We start from the raw sequence: 15,434 nt of genomic DNA on the forward strand, positions 1-15,434 counted from the left end.
GCGCCTCATGGGTGTGCGCCCTCAGCGGGCGCACTCACTCAGTAAGCGGTGAGTGGGCGAGCGAGCCTGACGACGACGAGGCGGCTCGGCACGCCGCTGTCCATCAGCCTGCCGTCGGGGCCGAAGTCGCCGAGGCCGAAGTCGTTGTCGTTGGCCAGCGCGATCGTGCGCTGGTCGAGCACGGCCAGCCCCTCGACCTTGCCGGGCAGCGACGGCACCAGCGCGTTCGGCTCCAGCACGAGCGACTTGGCGGGCAGCCTGAGGCCGGACGCGCCGGTCAGCTCCTCCAGGGACGGGCTGGTCTTCGGGTCGTCGTACGGCCCGCCGAGCAGGTTCGTCGCCTTCGTCAGGTCGATGGAGTACACGCGTGCGACGTTGTCGGTGCGCTCGTCCACGAGCAGGCGGTTCCGGCCGGCGTACGCGAGGCCGGAGATCTTCATCTCGCTCTGGTCGCCGTTCACCTTCGGGTCGAAGGTCGTGACGTCCTCGAACTGGTACGGATACTCCCCGGTCGCCTTCCGGCTGCGCAGGTCGAAGGTGAGGATGCGCCCGACCCGCGACTTCTTGGCGGCCTTCTTGTCGGGGTTGGCCAGCGGGCTCTGCACGGCCAGGTACAGCGTGCGCTGGTCGGACGAGATCGCGAGGCCCTCGAAGCCGCGGTTCTGCTGGCGGCTCGCCAGGATCGCGGGCAGCGTCTCCTTCACCGGGTAGTCCGCCCCGGTCAGCCCGAGCCCCGCGGGGACGTGCCGCTCCAGCACCCGGCCGTTCCGCGACACCCGCAGCAGCGACGGGCTGTACTCGTCGACCAGCCAGAAGTCGCCGTCGCGGGTGCGCACGATGTCTTCGACGTCCAGCCCGCTCGGGTTGTACAGCAGCACCGTGCGGCCGTCCCAGGTGTAGGGCGTCTCGTCGTGCCCCGCCTGGTTCGACAGGCCGGTCACGGGCTTGCCGGAGGCGCCGACGATCGGGAGGTACTGCTTGATCTTGGCGGCGCCGTGCGCCAGGGCGACCCGGACGATCGCCGGAGTGAATTCCGGCACCGGGAAGGTCCGGCGCTTCTCCCCGTCCACGGTCGGCTGGCCGTTCGGGCCGCGGTCGGTGACGAGCCAGAACTCCCCGGCCCGGTCGGCCGGGAACAGGCCGCTGCCGACGCCGCCGAGCCGCACGCCGTGGTCGTCGGCGATGGACGGCTGCACCTGCTTCAGCGCGGGGGCGGGGAGCGTGACGTCGGCGACGACGACGGGGCCCTTGGCCGGGCCGGCGGCGGCCGTGCCGGTGGTGGTGAGGGTGAGCGCGGCGGCGATGGCCAGACCGGCGGAGACGTGACGGAGCACTGGAGACCTTTCAGACAGCGACAACAGCGCCCGAAGGTAGTGAACGACCACGTCTCCGACGTGAAGATCAGATGAAGCGCGGATGGCTACACGTCGGTGACCCGGATGCCGGCGTGGGCCTTGTAGCGGCGGTTGATCGAGATCAGGTTCGCCGTGAGCGCCTCGACCTGGTGGGCATTGCGCAGCCGGCCCGCGTAGACGCCGCGCGCGCCGGGGATGCGACCGGCGAGCGCGCGCACGACGTCGGTGGCCTCGCGGTCGTCGCCGAGCACGAGCACGTCGAGGTCGATCTCCGCCACCGAGGGGTCGAGTAGCAGCACCGCCGACACGTGGTGGAAGGCCGCGACCACCCGGCTGCCGGTCAGCACCGCCGCCGCCTGCTGCGCCGCGCTGCCCTCCTCCACCGGCAGCGCGTACGCCCCCTGCTTGTCGAAGCCGAGCGGGTTGACGCAGTCCACCACGATCTTCCCGGCGAGCGGTTCGCGCAGGGACTCCAGCAGTGCCTTGTGCCCCTCCCAGGGCACCGCGACGATCACGACGTCCGCCTCGGCCGCCACCTCGGCGTTCGCGGCCCCTCGTACGCCGATCTCGCGCGCCGCCTCCTGGGCGCGCTCCGCGCTGCGCGAGCCGATCAGCACGGTGTGCCCGGCCAGCGAGAACCGGCGGGCCAGTCCCTTGCCCTGGTCCCCGGTCCCGCCCAGGATGCCGACGGTCAGCGCGGAGACGTCGGGCAGATCTACGGTGGTGTGCTCAACCATGGGTCAGATCATGCCAGCAGGCCGCCTCCGCGACCTCTCCGGGGCATCCCCGCCGCGATGTGTGAGGACCGTGCTTCACAGAGGACCGTGCTTCACATGTCCCAGAGGCGGTATCCGAGCACGACAAGGGCGATCAAGACGACAGTCCAGGCCATGAGGAGCAGCGCACCGTGCACCGGTGTCACGGCGCTCGCGTCGTCGGCCGGCGGGAACCACATGGCGAATCCGGCACTGTCCGGGAGGTATCTCGCAGCAGGAGTGTGGTCACGCAGGAGCGGTCCGACGATGAAGAAATACCCCAGCAGGACGACGACCGCCGCGAGCGTCCGACGCAGGAGGGCGCCGACGGCCGCGCTGATCAGCGTCGTGAGCGCGAGATACGCGGTCGCACCGCCCAGCGCCCCCGCCACACGGCCCGAGGTCGCGGGCGCAGCCGTGTCGCCGAGCACACCGGCCGCGAGCACGACCCCGGACGCGGCCGTGATCGCCGCTGCGGGAAGCACGACGATCGCCAACGCGAGGTGCTTGGCGGTGAACTGGAGGGCGCGGCGAGGCATCGCGGTCAGCGTGGTGCGGATCTGCCCGCCGGTGTACTCGGAGCAGACGGCCAGGACGCCGAGGATGACGAAGCCCGCCTGCGCGTAGCCGATCGAAGCCAGTCCGATGTCAGGAGCGCTCCTGGTTCCGGTCGAACCCCCGAGACCGGCGATCGTGAACGCGATCGCGAGGACCAGATTCACCACCAGAGTGCCTCCGAGCGTGAGCCAGGTCGCCGGAAGGGACACGAGCTTCGACAGCTCCGCCGCGAGCGCCTGGGCTGCTTCCCGGTCACGGGTGCGAGCCGTCGGGGGAACAGTCACGCGTCCCTCCGCGTGAACGAGATCGCGGCGATCACGAGCAGCGCCGTCACCCAGACGGTCATCACCAGGCCTCCGGCGAGCGGGCTGATCTCGGCGGTGTTGCCGGCGAGCTTCCGGATGAACATGCGGACCCCCGCCATGTCGGGCAGGTAGTTCGCCAGCGGCGTGATCTTCGTCAGCAGGTAGGTGACGGAGACGACCGAGGTGTTCGCGATGAGCACCGCGAGCGGAACGACCCCGTGACGGGTGAGCACGGTGATTCCGAAGGCGAGGAGCGCGGTGTACACCCAGTAGCAGACCACACCGATCAGCCGCGGAACGTCGTCCGCTCCCAATGCCGGCGCGTGCTCGCCGAGCACCACCCGGATGACGCCCATGGTGGTCCCTGCCGCGACGATCGCGAGCAACCCGCTGGTGACTGCGATCGCGAATATTTTCGCGAGCAGGAATCGGAGGCGGGAGGGGACGGCGGTCAGGCTGGTGCTGATCTGACGCCCGCCTCCGGATTCCGCGCTCTCGGTGAAGTACTCGCCGCTGATGGCGACGACGCCGAGGATGATCGCTCCGACCACGCCGAAAGCCAGCTCCTGATAGCCGGTGTCGACCCCGGCCGTCGTCGCGGCGCCGCGATCGATCGCACCGAGGGTCGACGAAGCGGTGATTCCGGCGATCACGCTCGGCACGAGCACCCCGGCCGCGGTCGCGATCCAGGCGGTTGGCAATGAGGCGAGCTTCGAGGCCTCTGCCGCGAGCGCCCTCATGGCGCACCACCCGTGGTGAGGGCGAAGAACGCGTCCTCAAGGGTGCGGTATGAGCCGGTGACCTCGTCGAGGGTGCCATTCGCCACGACCTTGCCCTCGTTCATGACCACGACGTCATCCACTGTTTCCGTGAGCTCCCCCATCAGGTGGCTGGACAGCAGCACGGTCCGGCCGGACGCGGCGCGTTCGCGAAGGAAGGTCCTGATCCACCGGATGCCGTCCGGGTCCAACCCGTTCACCGGCTCGTCCAGGATCAGAATCTCCGGGTCGCCGAGCAGCGCCGTCGCCAGCCCGAGTCGGCGCCCCATGCCCAGGGAGTAACTGCCGACCCGCTTCGATGCGGCGCTCGTCAGACCCACGATTTCGAGCACCTCGCCGACGCGCGCACGCGGCAATCCCGCGGCGCGAGCCACCCACCGCAGGTGCGCCCGGCCCGTCCGCGCGCGATGCGCGCCGGAGCCGTCCAGTACGGCCCCGACCATGGAGAGTGGGTCACGAAGCTTCACGAACGGGACGGAACCGATGAGCGCCGTGCCGGAGGTCGCCCGATCCAGGCCCAGCAGAATGCGCAACGTGGAGCTTTTGCCCGCCCCGTTCGGGCCGAGGAACCCGGTCACCCTTCCAGGGCGGGCCTGGAAGCTGATGCCGGTCAGGATTTCTCTGGAGCCGCGCCGCTTGACGAGGTTGTCGATCGTAATCATGTTCACATGTGAACGCGGAGCATCACCTCCGGTCATCGGACCGAAGACCGGACTCGGTTTCGCGGCTCAGACCCAGATCTCTCGGACCCTGGTCCGATGTGCCGTCCAGTGGCGAGTCCTTAGATTTGGAGCATGGGGGTCGACCAAGCACTTCCGAGACGGGGGCGGCGAGTCTGGCCACTGGCCATCGCCATTCACGTCGTGCTGTTGCTCGCTCTTCTCGCGGTCGGCCGCGGAGGTCTCGCTGCGGCCGTCCTCCCCGTCGTCATCGCCGCGCTGGCGTTGGCGGTCACCGTATGGGCGCTGTTCAGCGCGCGCCGGCAGCGGATCGCGTATGAAGCGCGGCTCACAGCGTGGGCCGCCGAGCGCGCGGCACAGGCCGAACGCCTCCGGATCGCGCGCGAGCTGCACGACATCGTCTCCCACGGCCTCGGCCTGATCACTGTTCGGGCAAGCGCGGCACGCTATCCCGGCGCAGGGGATGAGACCTCCGCGGCGCTGTCGGATATAGAGCGCATCGGACGGCAGACCACGACGGAGCTACGCCGGATGCTCAACGTGCTGCGCGACTCGACTGACATGGCCGCGCCGCTGCGGCCCGCAGAGTCTCTCCATGACCTGCCGGCCATCATCGAGGATGCCGAGAGGGCAGGCCCGACCGTCACATTCAAGCTCGGCGAGATCGATGACATCAGCTCCGGGGCGCAACTCGCGGTCTGCTCCGTCGTGCGTGAAGCCCTCACGAACACCGCTCGGCACGCCGGGCCGACCAGCGCGAACGTGTACGTCCGTCGCGATGGCGAGTGGATCGTCACGAGTGTCTGGGACGAAGGCCCCGTGGACGGATGGACCCCTCACCCGGGAGCCGGGCACGGAATCGAGGGGCTCAGGGAACGCGTCACCGCGATCGGCGGAACCTTGCATGCCGAGCACGCCGAGAACGGGTTTCGCGTCACCGCCCGTATTCCCGAGGCTCGTATGTCATGAACGACCGCGAAACCCCGATCCGCGTCGTCATCGCCGACGATCAGCCCTTGCTGCGCCACAGCCTCGCCGCCGTCATCAACGCCAATCCCGACATGACGGTGGCCGGCGAGGCGGGCACGGGCGATGAGGTCGTCAGGCTCAGCGCCGAGCTGCGTCCTGACGTCGTGCTCATGGACATTCGGATGCCGGGTACCGATGGGATCGCGGCCACCCGTCACATCATGGCCCACGCAGGCATCGGGTCCGTGAAGGTCATCGTTCTCACGATGTTCGAACTGGACGAGTATGTCCGCGCCGCCCTCCAGGCCGGCGCCAGCGGCTTCCTCCTCAAGGATTCCCACCCCGAGAAGCTGCTTGACGCGATCCGCCGGACTCACCAAGGCGAATCGCTGTTCGCCCCGAAAGTCCTCACCCGACTTATCGAGGCCTACATCGCCCAGCCCTCAGGCGCGAAGCCGGCGAGCCTGGACGGTCTCACCGAGCGGGAGACCGAGGTCCTCACCTTGGTCGGTCGCGGGCTCTCCAACGATGAAATCGCGGCGAGACTCACGATCTCGATCAAGACCGTCAAGACACACATCGGCAACCTGCTGAGCAAACTCCAGGCACGAGATCGCGCGCACCTCGTCATCGCGGCCTACGAGGGCAACCTCGTCCGCTCGACTCGCTGAAGCGCGCGGGCGATCAGTTTCATGGCCACCGCCCGGCGGTTCCGCGTCCGCAGAGACCGCCGGCGGTGTTCTCCAGAGGCTCAGCAGTTGGGGATGGCGGGGAGGCCGGCGACGCGGGTGGCCAGCCAGGCCACCGCCAGCGGGGCGCCCTCGACCGCGCCGAGCACGTGGCTGCCGGCCGGCAGGCTGGTCCACAGGACGTTCACGCCCCGCGCGCAGTACTCCTTCCGCAGGGTCTTGCCCACCTCGTACGGGATGATCTCGTCGCCCTTGGCATGGTAGAGGAACAGCGGCACCCGCGGCGCGGACGCGCCGAGGCGGTTCTCGGCGAGACGAGCCCGCCAGTCCGGCAGGTTCAGCACGTCGGCGGTGGTGAACTCCGCCAGCCGCCGCCCGCCGAGTTTGGTCCGCAGGTCGCTCACGCAGTCGTCGCGGGCGTCGCCGAACAGCGCCGCGCCCTCGGGGGTCAGGTAGCTGTCCAGGTGCAGCTCGGGATAGGCGGCGTCGAGCCCGATGCCGGCCGCCGCGGCGAGCCCGAAGTCGCCGGTGCCGTCCAGGTGCTCGGCCACGGCCCGCAGGTCGGCCGGCACCCCGCCCGCCGCGACGCCCTTGAGCCGCAACTCGGGCGCGTACGACGGCTGGAGCTGGGCGGCCCAGGCCGCCGAGGACCCGCCCTGCGAGTAGCCCATGACCACGACGGGAGCGCTGCCGGACAGGTTCGCGTCCGGCACCCGCGTCGCCGCCCTGATCGAGTCGAGCACGGCGTGCCCCTGCGACAGGCCCGCCATGTACGTGTGGTCGCCCGGCGTGCCGAGACCCTCGTAGTCGGTCACCGCGACGGCCCAGCCCTTGAGCAGCATCAGGCTCATGATGGCGAGTTCGGCCTCGGTGCCGTTGGCCATGGCGGCCGACGGGGCGCACTGGTCGCCCATGCCGTGCGTGCCGACGGCGTAGCCGGCGATGGGCCGCTTGCCGAGGAGATACGGGGAGTCGGGGACGAGCAGGGTGCCCGAGACGACGTTCGGCGCTCCGGTGGCGGAGGTGGACCGGTAGCGGAGGTGCCAGGCCTTCACCGGAACCTCCAGCAGCTTGCCGGGCGCGAGGTAGACCGTCGTACGGCCGGCCTCGACGACGTCCCCGGCGGAGGTGGCGCGTGCGGTGCCGCCCAGCGCGGGCAGCAGGAGAAGGGCCCCGATCATGGACAGGGTGGCACGAACGCGAAGCTTCATAAAGCCGCCTTCCGGCTGTCGGATCACGTTCCACAATCGGCGCCGCGAGCTGATCGTTACCCGACGGTAACGGTGTGTCAAGGACCCAATTGGGGGACTTCACGCGCTCGTGTCAGGCACCATGACGTTCATGGACGCCGCATCGGTGAACCTGCTGCGCGAGGTGCTCGCCTCCAGCGGATGGCTCGAACGGACCCGGGAGCTCGGCCTGGCCCTGCGGGCCACCCGGTCGCCCGGGGGGCTCCTCGTCGTCGGCACCCCCGAGGACGAACCGTGGCACGTCACCGCCCATCTCTCCGACGAGGCCCGGTTGTCGGGGCTCGCCCAGCTCTCCCCCACGCTCGTCCGCTGGGCGCCGCCGCCGGGCGCGCCCGCCCACCTGCGGGTCGGGATGGAGCGCCTGCGGAGCGCCGGCAGGGGCGAGACGCTCTTCGTGGTCGCCGAGCAACGGGCGCCCGTGCCCCTGCTGGAGCGCGTGGACGACGCCCGCCGCACCGGTGCCACGATCCTCGCCATCGACGGCGGCGACCCCGAGCTGGAGTCCCTGGCCCACGACGCGATCGCCGTGCCGTCCGAGGGGGCCGTCCTGAGCTTCGACGCGGCGCAGCACCTGGTGAGCAGCGCGGCCGGGGAGGTGCGGCGGCTCGGCCTGCGGGAACGCCTCGCCCGCCTGGCCGACCGGATCACCGGCCCCCATGTGAGCGACTGAGGTGTCCGGCGGCCGGGGGTGCGTCAGGACGTGGGCGAGCCGAGCGGGGCGCGGCTGAGTTCGCGCACCCGCCGGTCCACCGTCTCGGCCGCCTCGCGCAGCACCTCGATCACCACGGCCTGCATCGGGTCGGGCTCTCCCGACGTCGTACGGCTCACCCTGGTCAGCGCCTCGATCCTGCGGCTGCCCACGCCGCGGATGCCGGTGACGACGACCTCGCCAGGCGGCACGTCGAGCAGCGCCAGCGACGGCACGATCGCCACCCCGTGCCCCGCCGACACCAGCCCGAGCACGGGCGGGAACTCCGCGATCAGGTGCACGCGACGCGGGGTGAACCCGTGGAGCTGGGCGAGCCGTTCGAGCGCCTGCCCGCACGCCTGGTCCGGCACCCCGGCCACCCACGGCAGATCCACGAGGTCGGCGACGGTGGCGGGCACCTCGTCCCACGACGGCGGGGCGACGATCCGATACTCGTCGTCGTACAGGCGGTGCCGGGACATCGACGACAGCGACGCGGCCGGCTGGCTCATGTCCCGTTCCGTCACGACCAGGTCCACGCCGCCGAGGCGCAACTCCTGAACCGCGCCCGGCCCGAACAGCTCGTGGATCACGGGCGTGATCCGCGGGTGCCGTTCGGCAAGCTCGCGCAGGGCGGGGACGAGCAGATGCCGGATCACGGTGGGGAACGCGGCGATCGTGACCGGCCCGGACAGCCGCTCGGCGAAGCGGTTGAGCTCGTGCCTCGCCTCGGCGAGCTGCTCCTCGATGCGCTCGGCGTACGCCGCCAGCACCCGGCCGGCGGGGGTCAGCGTGACCCTGCGCTGCGATCGGTCGAACAGCGCGAGGCCGACCTCCCGTTCGAGCTGGGCGAGTTGCTGGGAGACGGCCGAGGGCGTGAGGTGCAGCGCCTGCGCGGCCTTCATGACGCCGCCTCTGCGGGACACCTCGTGGAGGATCCGCAGCCGCCGCGGGTCGATATCCATGCAGTAGATCTTAGGTTCGGATTAAGAATCCTTCACTTGCTCTTCACTCTCCATGGGCACGATCATCGGTCCATGACCATTTCCGTGGACGGCGAGCCGTCCTGATGTCCACCTTCATCACGATCATCGGCACCGCGGGAGCCGTCGTCCTCCTGCTCGCGTACGCGATGGTGTCGTCCGGCAGGATGTCCGGAGACGGGCTGCCCTACCAGCTGCTCAACTTCGGCGGGGCGGCCACCTTGATGATCAACAGTGCGTACCACTCGGCCTGGCCCTCGGCGATCCTCAACCTCGTGTGGAGCGGCATCGGCGTGTGGACCCTCGGCAGGCTCGTCGCCCGCCGCGCGACGGCCCGGCGGCACGCGGCCGAGCCCGCCCCGGCCCCGGCCCCGGGAAGGTGAGACAGGCAGAACCGGGCCAGGGGACAGACGCCGGAGGACCGGGCGCGGGGAGAGGGTCAGGAGATCAGTCGTCCCATTCCTTGTCCTGCTCGGTCCAGTTCTTGTTGCGCTCGGCCGCCGTCTGCAGGGCGTGGGCGGCGGCGTCGCGGGAGTCGTAGGGACCGAGCCGGTCCTTGTTCGGGCAGCCCTTCTCGGGCTCGACGCTCATGTGCTTCAGGCAGAACCACCATTGATCGCTCACGTCCTTAATCGTGCCCCCTTGACGCGCAACTAGACTTGGCCGCATGACCACGCTGCTCCGCCCCGGGCGAATCTCGCCCACCCGCAAGGTTCCCGCCCACATCCCCCGGCCCGAGTACGTGGGGAAGGCCGGGCCCAAGAAGGGCGACAGCGACATCCAGACCCCCGAGACCATCGAGAAGATGCGGATCGCGGGCCGGATCGCCGCGCAGGCGCTCGAGGAGGTCGGCAAGCACGTCGCCCCCGGCGTGACGACCGACGAACTCGACCGCATCGGGCACGAGTTCCTCTGCGACCACGGCGCCTACCCCTCGACGCTCGGCTACCGCGGCTACCCGAAGTCGCTGTGCACCTCGATCAACGAAGTGATCTGCCACGGCATCCCGGACGACACCCTGCTGCGCGACGGTGACATCGTCAACGTGGACATCACCGCCTACATCGGCGGCGTGCACGGCGACACCGACGCGACCTTCCTGGCCGGGGAGGTCGACGAGGAGTCCCGCCTGCTGGTCGAGCGGACCCACGAGGCGACGATGCGGGCGATCAAGGCGGTCACGCCGGGCCGCCAGCTCAACATCGTCGGCCGGGTGATCGAGGCGTACGCCAAGCGCTTCGGCTACGGCGTCGTCCGCGACTTCACCGGGCACGGCATCGGGGCCTCGTTCCACTCCGGGCTCATCGTCCCCCACTACGACGACCCCTCGCTGTCGGTGACGCTGGTTCCGGGGATGACGTTCACGATCGAGCCCATGCTCACGCTCGGCACGATCGACTACGAGATCTGGCCCGACAAGTGGACCGCGGTGACCAAGGATCGCAAGCGGACCGCGCAGTTCGAGCACACGATCGTGGTGACCGAGACGGGTTCCGAGATCCTCACCCTGCCGTAGGGGCTTCGGAGGCGGTGCCGCGGCGCCTCGCCGGTGTTCCGGCAAGGCGCCGCGTGGTTTCGGCGGGAGACGACGATCGCGGGCGGCGGAGCCCGCCGGCGCGGACGGCCTATTCGGCGGCCCTGTCCCGCCTGTTCAACTTCGCCAGGTAGTCGTTGTAGGCGTCCAGCTCCGCGTTCCCGGTGCCGCCGGATTTGGCCGCTGCGGCGTCGGCGCGGCGGTCGGCCCGGCGCGCGACGCGCTCGTCGTCGCGCCACCACTGGAAGCCGAGCGCGAGCAGCACGATCAGCGTGGGGATCTCACCGAAGGCCCAGGCGATTCCGCCGCCGGCCTGCTGGTCGACCAGCGAGGAAGCCCCCCAGGTGCGCCCGAGCTGGTCGTAGTAGCCGGACGCGAGCACGGTGCCCATGCTCATCAGGGCGATCCCGAAGAACGCGTGGAACGGCATGGTCACCATGAGCAGCAGCAGCCGCCCGACGTGGGGCAGCTTGTGCGGTGCGGGGTCCACCCCGATGATCACCCAGAAGAACAGCGAACCGCTCAGCAGGAAGTGCACGGTCATCGCGATGTGACCGAGGTGCTCCTCCATCGCCGCGGCGAACAGCGGGGTGAAGTACAGGGCGAACGTCGACACCACGAAGATCGCGGTCGCGATGGCGGGGTGGCTGACGAACTTCAGGACCCTGCTGTGCAGGATCACCGTGAGCCACTCGCGTGGTCCCCGGTCGCCCCGGCGGGCGGCGGGCTTGAGCGCGCGCAGCGCCAGCGTCACCGGCGCGCCGAGCACCAGGAAGATCGGGACCAGCATCGACAGGATCATGTGCTCGGTCATGTGCACGCTGAACAGCACGGGCGAGTAACGCGCCACTCCGCTCTGCGTGCTGAGGACGAGGATGACGACGCCGAGATACCAGCTGACCGTGCGGCCCCAGGGCCACCGGTCGCCCCGGCGGATCAGCCGCACGACGCCCGCGCCGTACAGACCGGCCATGACGACGGCGAGCACGGCGAAGAACAGGTCGAACCACCACAGCGTCACCAGGTTCGCGAGCGTCAGCGGCGGCGGGATCAGGTAGCCGAGCAGCTCGAAGGCCCGGTCGACCGGCGTGTCGACGGGCGGCGGGGCGGTCCGGGACAGCGCCACGGCCAGGCCGACCGTCGCCCCCATCAGCAGGACCTCGCCGAGGGCGAGGCGGAGGAAGGCGTGCGGCTCCCCCGCCGACAGCTTCGGCAGCGTACGGCCGCGGTGACGCCAGCCGATGAACCCGAGCACGGCGAACGCGACGATCTTTGCCAGCAGGAGCAGGCCGTAGTTCGAGGTGAACAGCTCGCCGATCGAGGTGAGGCGCGAGGCGGCTGCGGCGAGCCCGGAGACGCCGACCCCGGCGAAGCACCACAGCGCCATGCGGGAGAAGCGCGTCGCGGCGACGTCCAGGAGTGGCTGCCCGCGCAGCGCGTGGACGCAGACCACCCCGAGGCCGCCCACCCACAGCGCCAGGAAGAGCAGGTGCATGGCGACCGACGTGGTGGCCAGCCCGTGGTTGGGCGAGGAGGAGGAGTGCCCGGTGAGCGCGGGCGGCAGCAGCGTCGCGAGCGCGAAGACCAGCAGCCCTCCGGCGGCGCCCGTCGTGATCGCGCCCCGGGCGAACAGCGCGATGGCGACGGCGAACAGCACGACCAGGGTCAGCGCGATGCCCTGCGGCACCTGGCTGGCGTAGCTGGTGAGCTCGTTGCCGGCGAGGATCTCCCCCACCGGCGCGCCGAGGGTCTCCGACAGGCTGAAGACCAGCGCCACCGCCGCGGCGACCGCCCAGGCCAGCGCGGACCACGACGCGCCCTTCACGTAACTTTGCGCCTGTTTGCCGAGCAGGCCCTTGTCGTTCGGCAGGAACGCCGCGGCCGCGGCCAGCAGTCCGACGGTCAGGACGCCGGAGACGTCCATCACGAGCTTCGACAGCGGCAGCATCCAGCGGGTCAGGGTGCCCTCGTCGGGCAGGCCGGGGATGATCCGCGGCGTCGCGGCGCCGCCGGCGACCATCGCGATGACGAGTGCGCCGACGGCCGCGCAGAGCGCCGCGGCCGTCAGGCGCACCGCCCTGTTCACGGCTTCTTCCGCAGGCTCAGGAACATCCCGATTCCGACACCGGCGATCCCGAAGATCACCGCCCAGATCCACCCGGGAACGCCCCTCTGCCCGCCGTCGTCGGCCTGCGCCGCCGGTGCCGTCGCGGGCGCGGCGGCCGCCGGTGCGGACGCGGAGGACGGATCGCCTGGAGCGGCCGCAGAGGTCGCCGTTCCCAGGGACTGGTCACCGATCACCGTGAACGGGATCTCCCCCTCGAGCGGGTGCCCGTCAGGAGAGACCACCCGCCAGGCGATCGTGTAGCGGCCCGGGGGAACCGGCTCGGTCACCGCCTCGGTGACCTTGGGCCCGTCGACGACCGGGGCGCCTTTCTCGTAGCGCTTGCCGTCCTCGCCGCGGACGACCACGACCGGGAACTGAACGGAGTCCGCGAACTCGAGCGTGACTTTTTGCAAGGCCTTGACCTGGGCGTTCTTCTGCGGGTCGCTACTCTTGAGCGAGGTGTGCGCCTGGGCCGGCGCGGCACACAGCAGGAGAGCCGCCAGGAGCGCGGCGAGGGCGGCGAGGAAGGGTCTCTTCATGGCACCTCCCAGGCTACCGAGGCGGGAGGCCGGTCCATACCCCACACCCGACGGACTGGGGATAACCCGAGGACACGCCTGATCACGCCACGGCCGGCTTCCACTCGGCCCATGGGTGCGGCGGCACCCATGGGCCGGAATCCGCCCGCGGTTCCCGGACCCGTCCTCGCGGTCCACGGACGCGAGGCCGGCCGAGCGATACCCGTGAACCCGGCGCCTGTGGGCGCGGTCAGAGCCCGGCGCAGGCGAGCGCGCGCTGGTACGCCGCGACGCTCTGCTCGTCATCGCCGATCCGCCGCCGCATCTCCGCCACGTTCGTCCAGTCCTCGGCGGCCTTCAGGGTCCGCGGCGCATCCTCCAGCCAGCCGGTGACCAGGTCGAGCGCCGCGGCCGCGTCCCCGTCCTGGTGGAGCAGGAAGTACGCCTGGCTCAGCAGGACGTTGGCGGCGGGCAGCAGGCCGCTCTTGGTGTGCTGAACCTGCGCCGTCGCGTCCTTGAGGTGGTCGAGGGCGTCGTCCGGGCGGTCGAGGACGATCTCCGCCCAGGCGAGGACGCAGGCGGTCCGCGCCCGGTCGAAGGCGCTGGTGGCGGAGGCCTCGTGCTCCCGCTGGGCCCGCAGGAGCAGCTCCCGTGCCCGCTCCGCCTCCTCGGGACGCACCCGGAGCATCATGGAGGCGTAGGCCTGGCGCAGCCGCGCGAGGTTGCGGGGTTCGCCGTTCTCGGACTGATAGGCGAGCGCTCGTTCGAGGAGCGTCATGCCCTCCTCGCCCCGGCCGGTCTTCTCCAGCACCTGCGCCGCGTTCCAGCACGACGCCACCGTCGCCCTCGCGGTACCGAGAGTCTCGGCCGCGGCCAGCAGTTCGTTCGCGAAGTGGCCCGCGCGCAGCAGGTCGCCGCGCACCATGTACGCCGTCAGAAGGGTGGCGCCGAGCTCGACCAGCTCGTCGTTCCAGCCGCTGCGCGCGAAGGTGGCGAGCGTCTGCTCGCCCACATGCACGGCGGCGGAGAAGTCGCCCCGCTCACGGTGGCACCGGCACAGCGCGAGCGCCACGGCGATCTTGCGCTCCTGCGGCATCGCCTCCACCTCGAAGCCGTTGATCTCGTTGAGAACCGAGATCGCCTCGCCAAGCTCGCCGCACGCCTCCAGGGCCAGGGCGTACCCGTAGCGGGCCTCCACCCGGAGCGAGGTGAGACCCAGCAGGTTGTTGTCCGCGAGCAGTTCGGCGTACCTGCGGCGGGCCTCGGCGACCTCGCCGTTCTCGAGCGCCATCCGCGCGAAGCTGAGGCCGACCTCCAGGTCCTCCATCTGCTCGGCCGTCACACCGTTGACGAGGTAGGTGAGCGAGCAGTCGAGCTTCTGGGCGAGCAGTTCGAGAACGGCCGGCGTCGGCGTCCTCTTGCCGCTCTCGATGAGTGATACGTAACTGTCGGAAAGTTCAGGATGCGCCAACTGCGCTTGCGAGAGCCCGCGCTGCCGCCGTATCGCCTTGATGCGCTGTCCGACCAGATCTTGCGCGGCCATTGGCAACTCCTGAAATATTGTAGGCCCGGCAGTCCGAGTTGATGGGAGATCCACCGTGCGCCGCCCAGCCTCGTATCTACTTACCGCCCTGATTTTGGCCCTTGTGACCGTTGGTGGCAATGCTACGGCCAACAGTGCAGCCCCGTCTCCTCTGCAGCGATACGCCTTCGACAACAACTGCTGCTGAGCCGCGTAGCCGCTGCTAAGAGCGGGACGGGCCGTCCCCCGGCGGACGATCCCGCCGCCGGGGAGCGGCCGTCCGCCCGATCCGGGCGGACGGACGAGGACTGATCGGCGGGGAACGGAGCCGGCGTTCTTGACAGGCGCCGCTCACAGTCCGGGTCACAATTTCCGACAAGAAGCCGCCCCGGGAGTCGGAATCCCGCAACCGGAATTGACGCCTTTCTCATTTGCAAGCATATCGAACGGCCGCGATCTCAAATAGCCGATGCGGGCCGGCGTCAATTCGAGAGGCTTCCCGGGATTCCGCTGACGCACAGCCGGGGGCCGATATGCGAATGCCACGGGAAAGCCACGCGAGCGGGCACGGGCGCCCGTGGCGACATGACCCGGTCGCGCAGAGCGGGATGCCGTAACGCGGGTCCGGTTTGTCCGCCGCCATCGGCCTTCACGAGAACAGCGGAGGCGACCGCCCGCCCAATCTTCGACGGCGGCAGGCCAGCCGGTCCGCGCCCCGGCGCGAAAGCGGCGGGCGCACCAC

General features: G+C 70.5%; 16 protein-coding genes. 5 read left to right on the forward strand and 11 right to left on the reverse strand.

The genetic code is table 11. From position 1 onward, the window contains the following. Positions 1-38: 38 nt before the first annotated feature. The 5 genes from ACQEVJ_RS31720 to ACQEVJ_RS31740 form a co-directional block, all read right to left on the reverse strand. Positions 39-1,334, reverse strand: coding sequence for an esterase-like activity of phytase family protein (locus ACQEVJ_RS31720; RefSeq protein WP_433107418.1), 1,296 nt, complete (start codon positions 1,332-1,334; stop codon positions 39-41). An 86-nt stretch (positions 1,335-1,420) separates the two neighbouring features. Next, positions 1,421-2,092, reverse strand: a complete 672-nt coding sequence (gene npdG / locus ACQEVJ_RS31725; protein ID WP_433107420.1) for an NADPH-dependent F420 reductase — start codon at positions 2,090-2,092, stop codon at positions 1,421-1,423. 92 nt (positions 2,093-2,184) lie between these two features. Beyond that, positions 2,185-2,952 carry an ABC transporter permease gene (locus tag ACQEVJ_RS31730; RefSeq protein ID WP_433107422.1) on the reverse strand — a complete coding sequence of 256 codons (768 nt, stop codon included), beginning with the start codon at positions 2,950-2,952 and terminating at the stop codon, positions 2,185-2,187. Next, positions 2,949-3,713, reverse strand: coding sequence for an ABC transporter permease (locus ACQEVJ_RS31735; RefSeq protein ID WP_433107424.1), 765 nt, complete (start codon positions 3,711-3,713; stop codon positions 2,949-2,951). Before ACQEVJ_RS31735 ends, ACQEVJ_RS31730 begins: the two co-directional genes overlap by 4 nt. Beyond that, positions 3,710-4,414: an ABC transporter ATP-binding protein gene (locus tag ACQEVJ_RS31740; protein WP_433107426.1), complete on the reverse strand. Its 705-nt coding sequence runs from the start codon at positions 4,412-4,414 to the stop codon at positions 3,710-3,712. Before ACQEVJ_RS31740 ends, ACQEVJ_RS31735 begins: the two co-directional genes overlap by 4 nt. A gap of 132 nt (positions 4,415-4,546) precedes the next feature. Here ACQEVJ_RS31740 and ACQEVJ_RS31745 point away from each other — a divergent pair, with 132 nt between their 5' ends. Both ACQEVJ_RS31745 and ACQEVJ_RS31750 read left to right on the forward strand, forming a co-directional pair. Beyond that, on the forward strand, positions 4,547-5,401 hold the full coding sequence (locus tag ACQEVJ_RS31745; protein WP_433107428.1) for a sensor histidine kinase: 855 nt from the start codon (positions 4,547-4,549) through the stop codon (positions 5,399-5,401). Next, positions 5,398-6,072 (forward strand): response regulator, encoded by a 675-nt coding sequence (locus ACQEVJ_RS31750; RefSeq protein ID WP_433107430.1) that lies wholly within the window; start codon positions 5,398-5,400, stop codon positions 6,070-6,072. The genes ACQEVJ_RS31745 and ACQEVJ_RS31750 overlap by 4 nt, the downstream gene beginning before the upstream one ends. An 80-nt stretch (positions 6,073-6,152) precedes the next feature. Here the strand turns inward: ACQEVJ_RS31750 and ACQEVJ_RS31755 are convergent, their stop codons facing one another. Next, positions 6,153-7,301, reverse strand: coding sequence for a lipase family protein (locus tag ACQEVJ_RS31755; protein ID WP_433107432.1), 1,149 nt, complete (start codon positions 7,299-7,301; stop codon positions 6,153-6,155). A gap of 130 nt (positions 7,302-7,431) precedes the next feature. Between ACQEVJ_RS31755 and ACQEVJ_RS31760 the strand changes: the two genes are divergently transcribed. Then, positions 7,432-8,010, forward strand: coding sequence for a hypothetical protein (locus ACQEVJ_RS31760; RefSeq protein WP_433107434.1), 579 nt, complete (start codon positions 7,432-7,434; stop codon positions 8,008-8,010). 23 nt (positions 8,011-8,033) lie between these two features. On the opposite strand, the gene ACQEVJ_RS31765 is transcribed toward ACQEVJ_RS31760, so the two are convergent. After that, a complete protein-coding gene (locus ACQEVJ_RS31765; protein WP_433107436.1) occupies positions 8,034-8,993 on the reverse strand; it encodes a LysR family transcriptional regulator in 960 nt (319 codons plus the stop codon). A gap of 104 nt (positions 8,994-9,097) precedes the next feature. Here ACQEVJ_RS31765 and ACQEVJ_RS31770 point away from each other — a divergent pair, with 104 nt between their 5' ends. Further along, the gene (locus ACQEVJ_RS31770) at positions 9,098-9,394 is read left to right on the forward strand and encodes a CBU_0592 family membrane protein (protein ID WP_433107438.1); all 297 of its coding nucleotides are present in this window, start codon (positions 9,098-9,100) and stop codon (positions 9,392-9,394) included. A gap of 64 nt (positions 9,395-9,458) precedes the next feature. On the opposite strand, the gene ACQEVJ_RS31775 is transcribed toward ACQEVJ_RS31770, so the two are convergent. Then, the gene (locus ACQEVJ_RS31775; protein ID WP_433107440.1) at positions 9,459-9,635 is read right to left on the reverse strand and encodes a hypothetical protein; all 177 of its coding nucleotides are present in this window, start codon (positions 9,633-9,635) and stop codon (positions 9,459-9,461) included. Between the two features lie 43 nt (positions 9,636-9,678). Between ACQEVJ_RS31775 and map the strand changes: the two genes are divergently transcribed. Next, a complete protein-coding gene (gene map / locus ACQEVJ_RS31780) occupies positions 9,679-10,527 on the forward strand; it encodes a type I methionyl aminopeptidase (RefSeq protein WP_433107442.1) in 849 nt (282 codons plus the stop codon). 109 nt (positions 10,528-10,636) lie between these two features. Here map and ACQEVJ_RS31785 read toward each other — a convergent pair whose 3' ends face one another. The 3 genes from ACQEVJ_RS31785 to ACQEVJ_RS31795 all read right to left on the reverse strand — a co-directional run bounded on the left by ACQEVJ_RS31785 (position 10,637) and on the right by ACQEVJ_RS31795 (position 14,713). Then, on the reverse strand, positions 10,637-12,631 hold the full coding sequence (locus ACQEVJ_RS31785; protein ID WP_433107444.1) for a cytochrome c oxidase assembly protein: 1,995 nt from the start codon (positions 12,629-12,631) through the stop codon (positions 10,637-10,639). After that, entirely contained in the window at positions 12,628-13,191 is a 564-nt protein-coding gene (locus ACQEVJ_RS31790; protein WP_433107446.1) for a copper resistance CopC family protein, read from the reverse strand. The genes ACQEVJ_RS31785 and ACQEVJ_RS31790 overlap by 4 nt, the downstream gene beginning before the upstream one ends. Positions 13,192-13,420: 229 nt before the next feature. Further along, complete coding sequence (locus ACQEVJ_RS31795; RefSeq protein WP_433107448.1) at positions 13,421-14,713, reverse strand: helix-turn-helix domain-containing protein; 1,293 nt, start codon at positions 14,711-14,713, stop codon at positions 13,421-13,423. Between the last annotated feature and the right edge of the window lie 721 nt (positions 14,714-15,434).

It is taken from the genome of Microbispora sp. CA-102843 (assembly GCF_050936215.1).
GTDB lineage: Bacteria > Actinomycetota > Actinomycetes > Streptosporangiales > Streptosporangiaceae > Microbispora.

What these genes read in the sequence shown, in the direction of transcription:
- ACQEVJ_RS31750 (WP_433107430.1), top strand. Translation starts at nt 5,398, where the DNA reads ATGAACGACCGCGAAACCCCGATCCGCGTCGTCATCGCCGACGATCAG.
- ACQEVJ_RS31755 (WP_433107432.1), bottom strand. Translation starts at nt 7,301, where the DNA reads ATGAAGCTTCGCGTTCGTGCCACCCTGTCCATGATCGGGGCCCTTCTC.
- ACQEVJ_RS31760 (WP_433107434.1), top strand. Translation starts at nt 7,432, where the DNA reads ATGGACGCCGCATCGGTGAACCTGCTGCGCGAGGTGCTCGCCTCCAGC.
- npdG (WP_433107420.1), bottom strand. Translation starts at nt 2,092, where the DNA reads ATGGTTGAGCACACCACCGTAGATCTGCCCGACGTCTCCGCGCTGACC.
- ACQEVJ_RS31790 (WP_433107446.1), bottom strand. Translation starts at nt 13,191, where the DNA reads ATGAAGAGACCCTTCCTCGCCGCCCTCGCCGCGCTCCTGGCGGCTCTC.
- ACQEVJ_RS31735 (WP_433107424.1), bottom strand. Translation starts at nt 3,713, where the DNA reads ATGAGGGCGCTCGCGGCAGAGGCCTCGAAGCTCGCCTCATTGCCAACC.
- ACQEVJ_RS31740 (WP_433107426.1), bottom strand. Translation starts at nt 4,414, where the DNA reads ATGATTACGATCGACAACCTCGTCAAGCGGCGCGGCTCCAGAGAAATC.
- ACQEVJ_RS31745 (WP_433107428.1), top strand. Translation starts at nt 4,547, where the DNA reads ATGGGGGTCGACCAAGCACTTCCGAGACGGGGGCGGCGAGTCTGGCCA.
- map (WP_433107442.1), top strand. Translation starts at nt 9,679, where the DNA reads ATGACCACGCTGCTCCGCCCCGGGCGAATCTCGCCCACCCGCAAGGTT.
- ACQEVJ_RS31765 (WP_433107436.1), bottom strand. Translation starts at nt 8,993, where the DNA reads ATGGATATCGACCCGCGGCGGCTGCGGATCCTCCACGAGGTGTCCCGC.
- ACQEVJ_RS31795 (WP_433107448.1), bottom strand. Translation starts at nt 14,713, where the DNA reads ATGGCCGCGCAAGATCTGGTCGGACAGCGCATCAAGGCGATACGGCGG.
- ACQEVJ_RS31770 (WP_433107438.1), top strand. Translation starts at nt 9,098, where the DNA reads ATGTCCACCTTCATCACGATCATCGGCACCGCGGGAGCCGTCGTCCTC.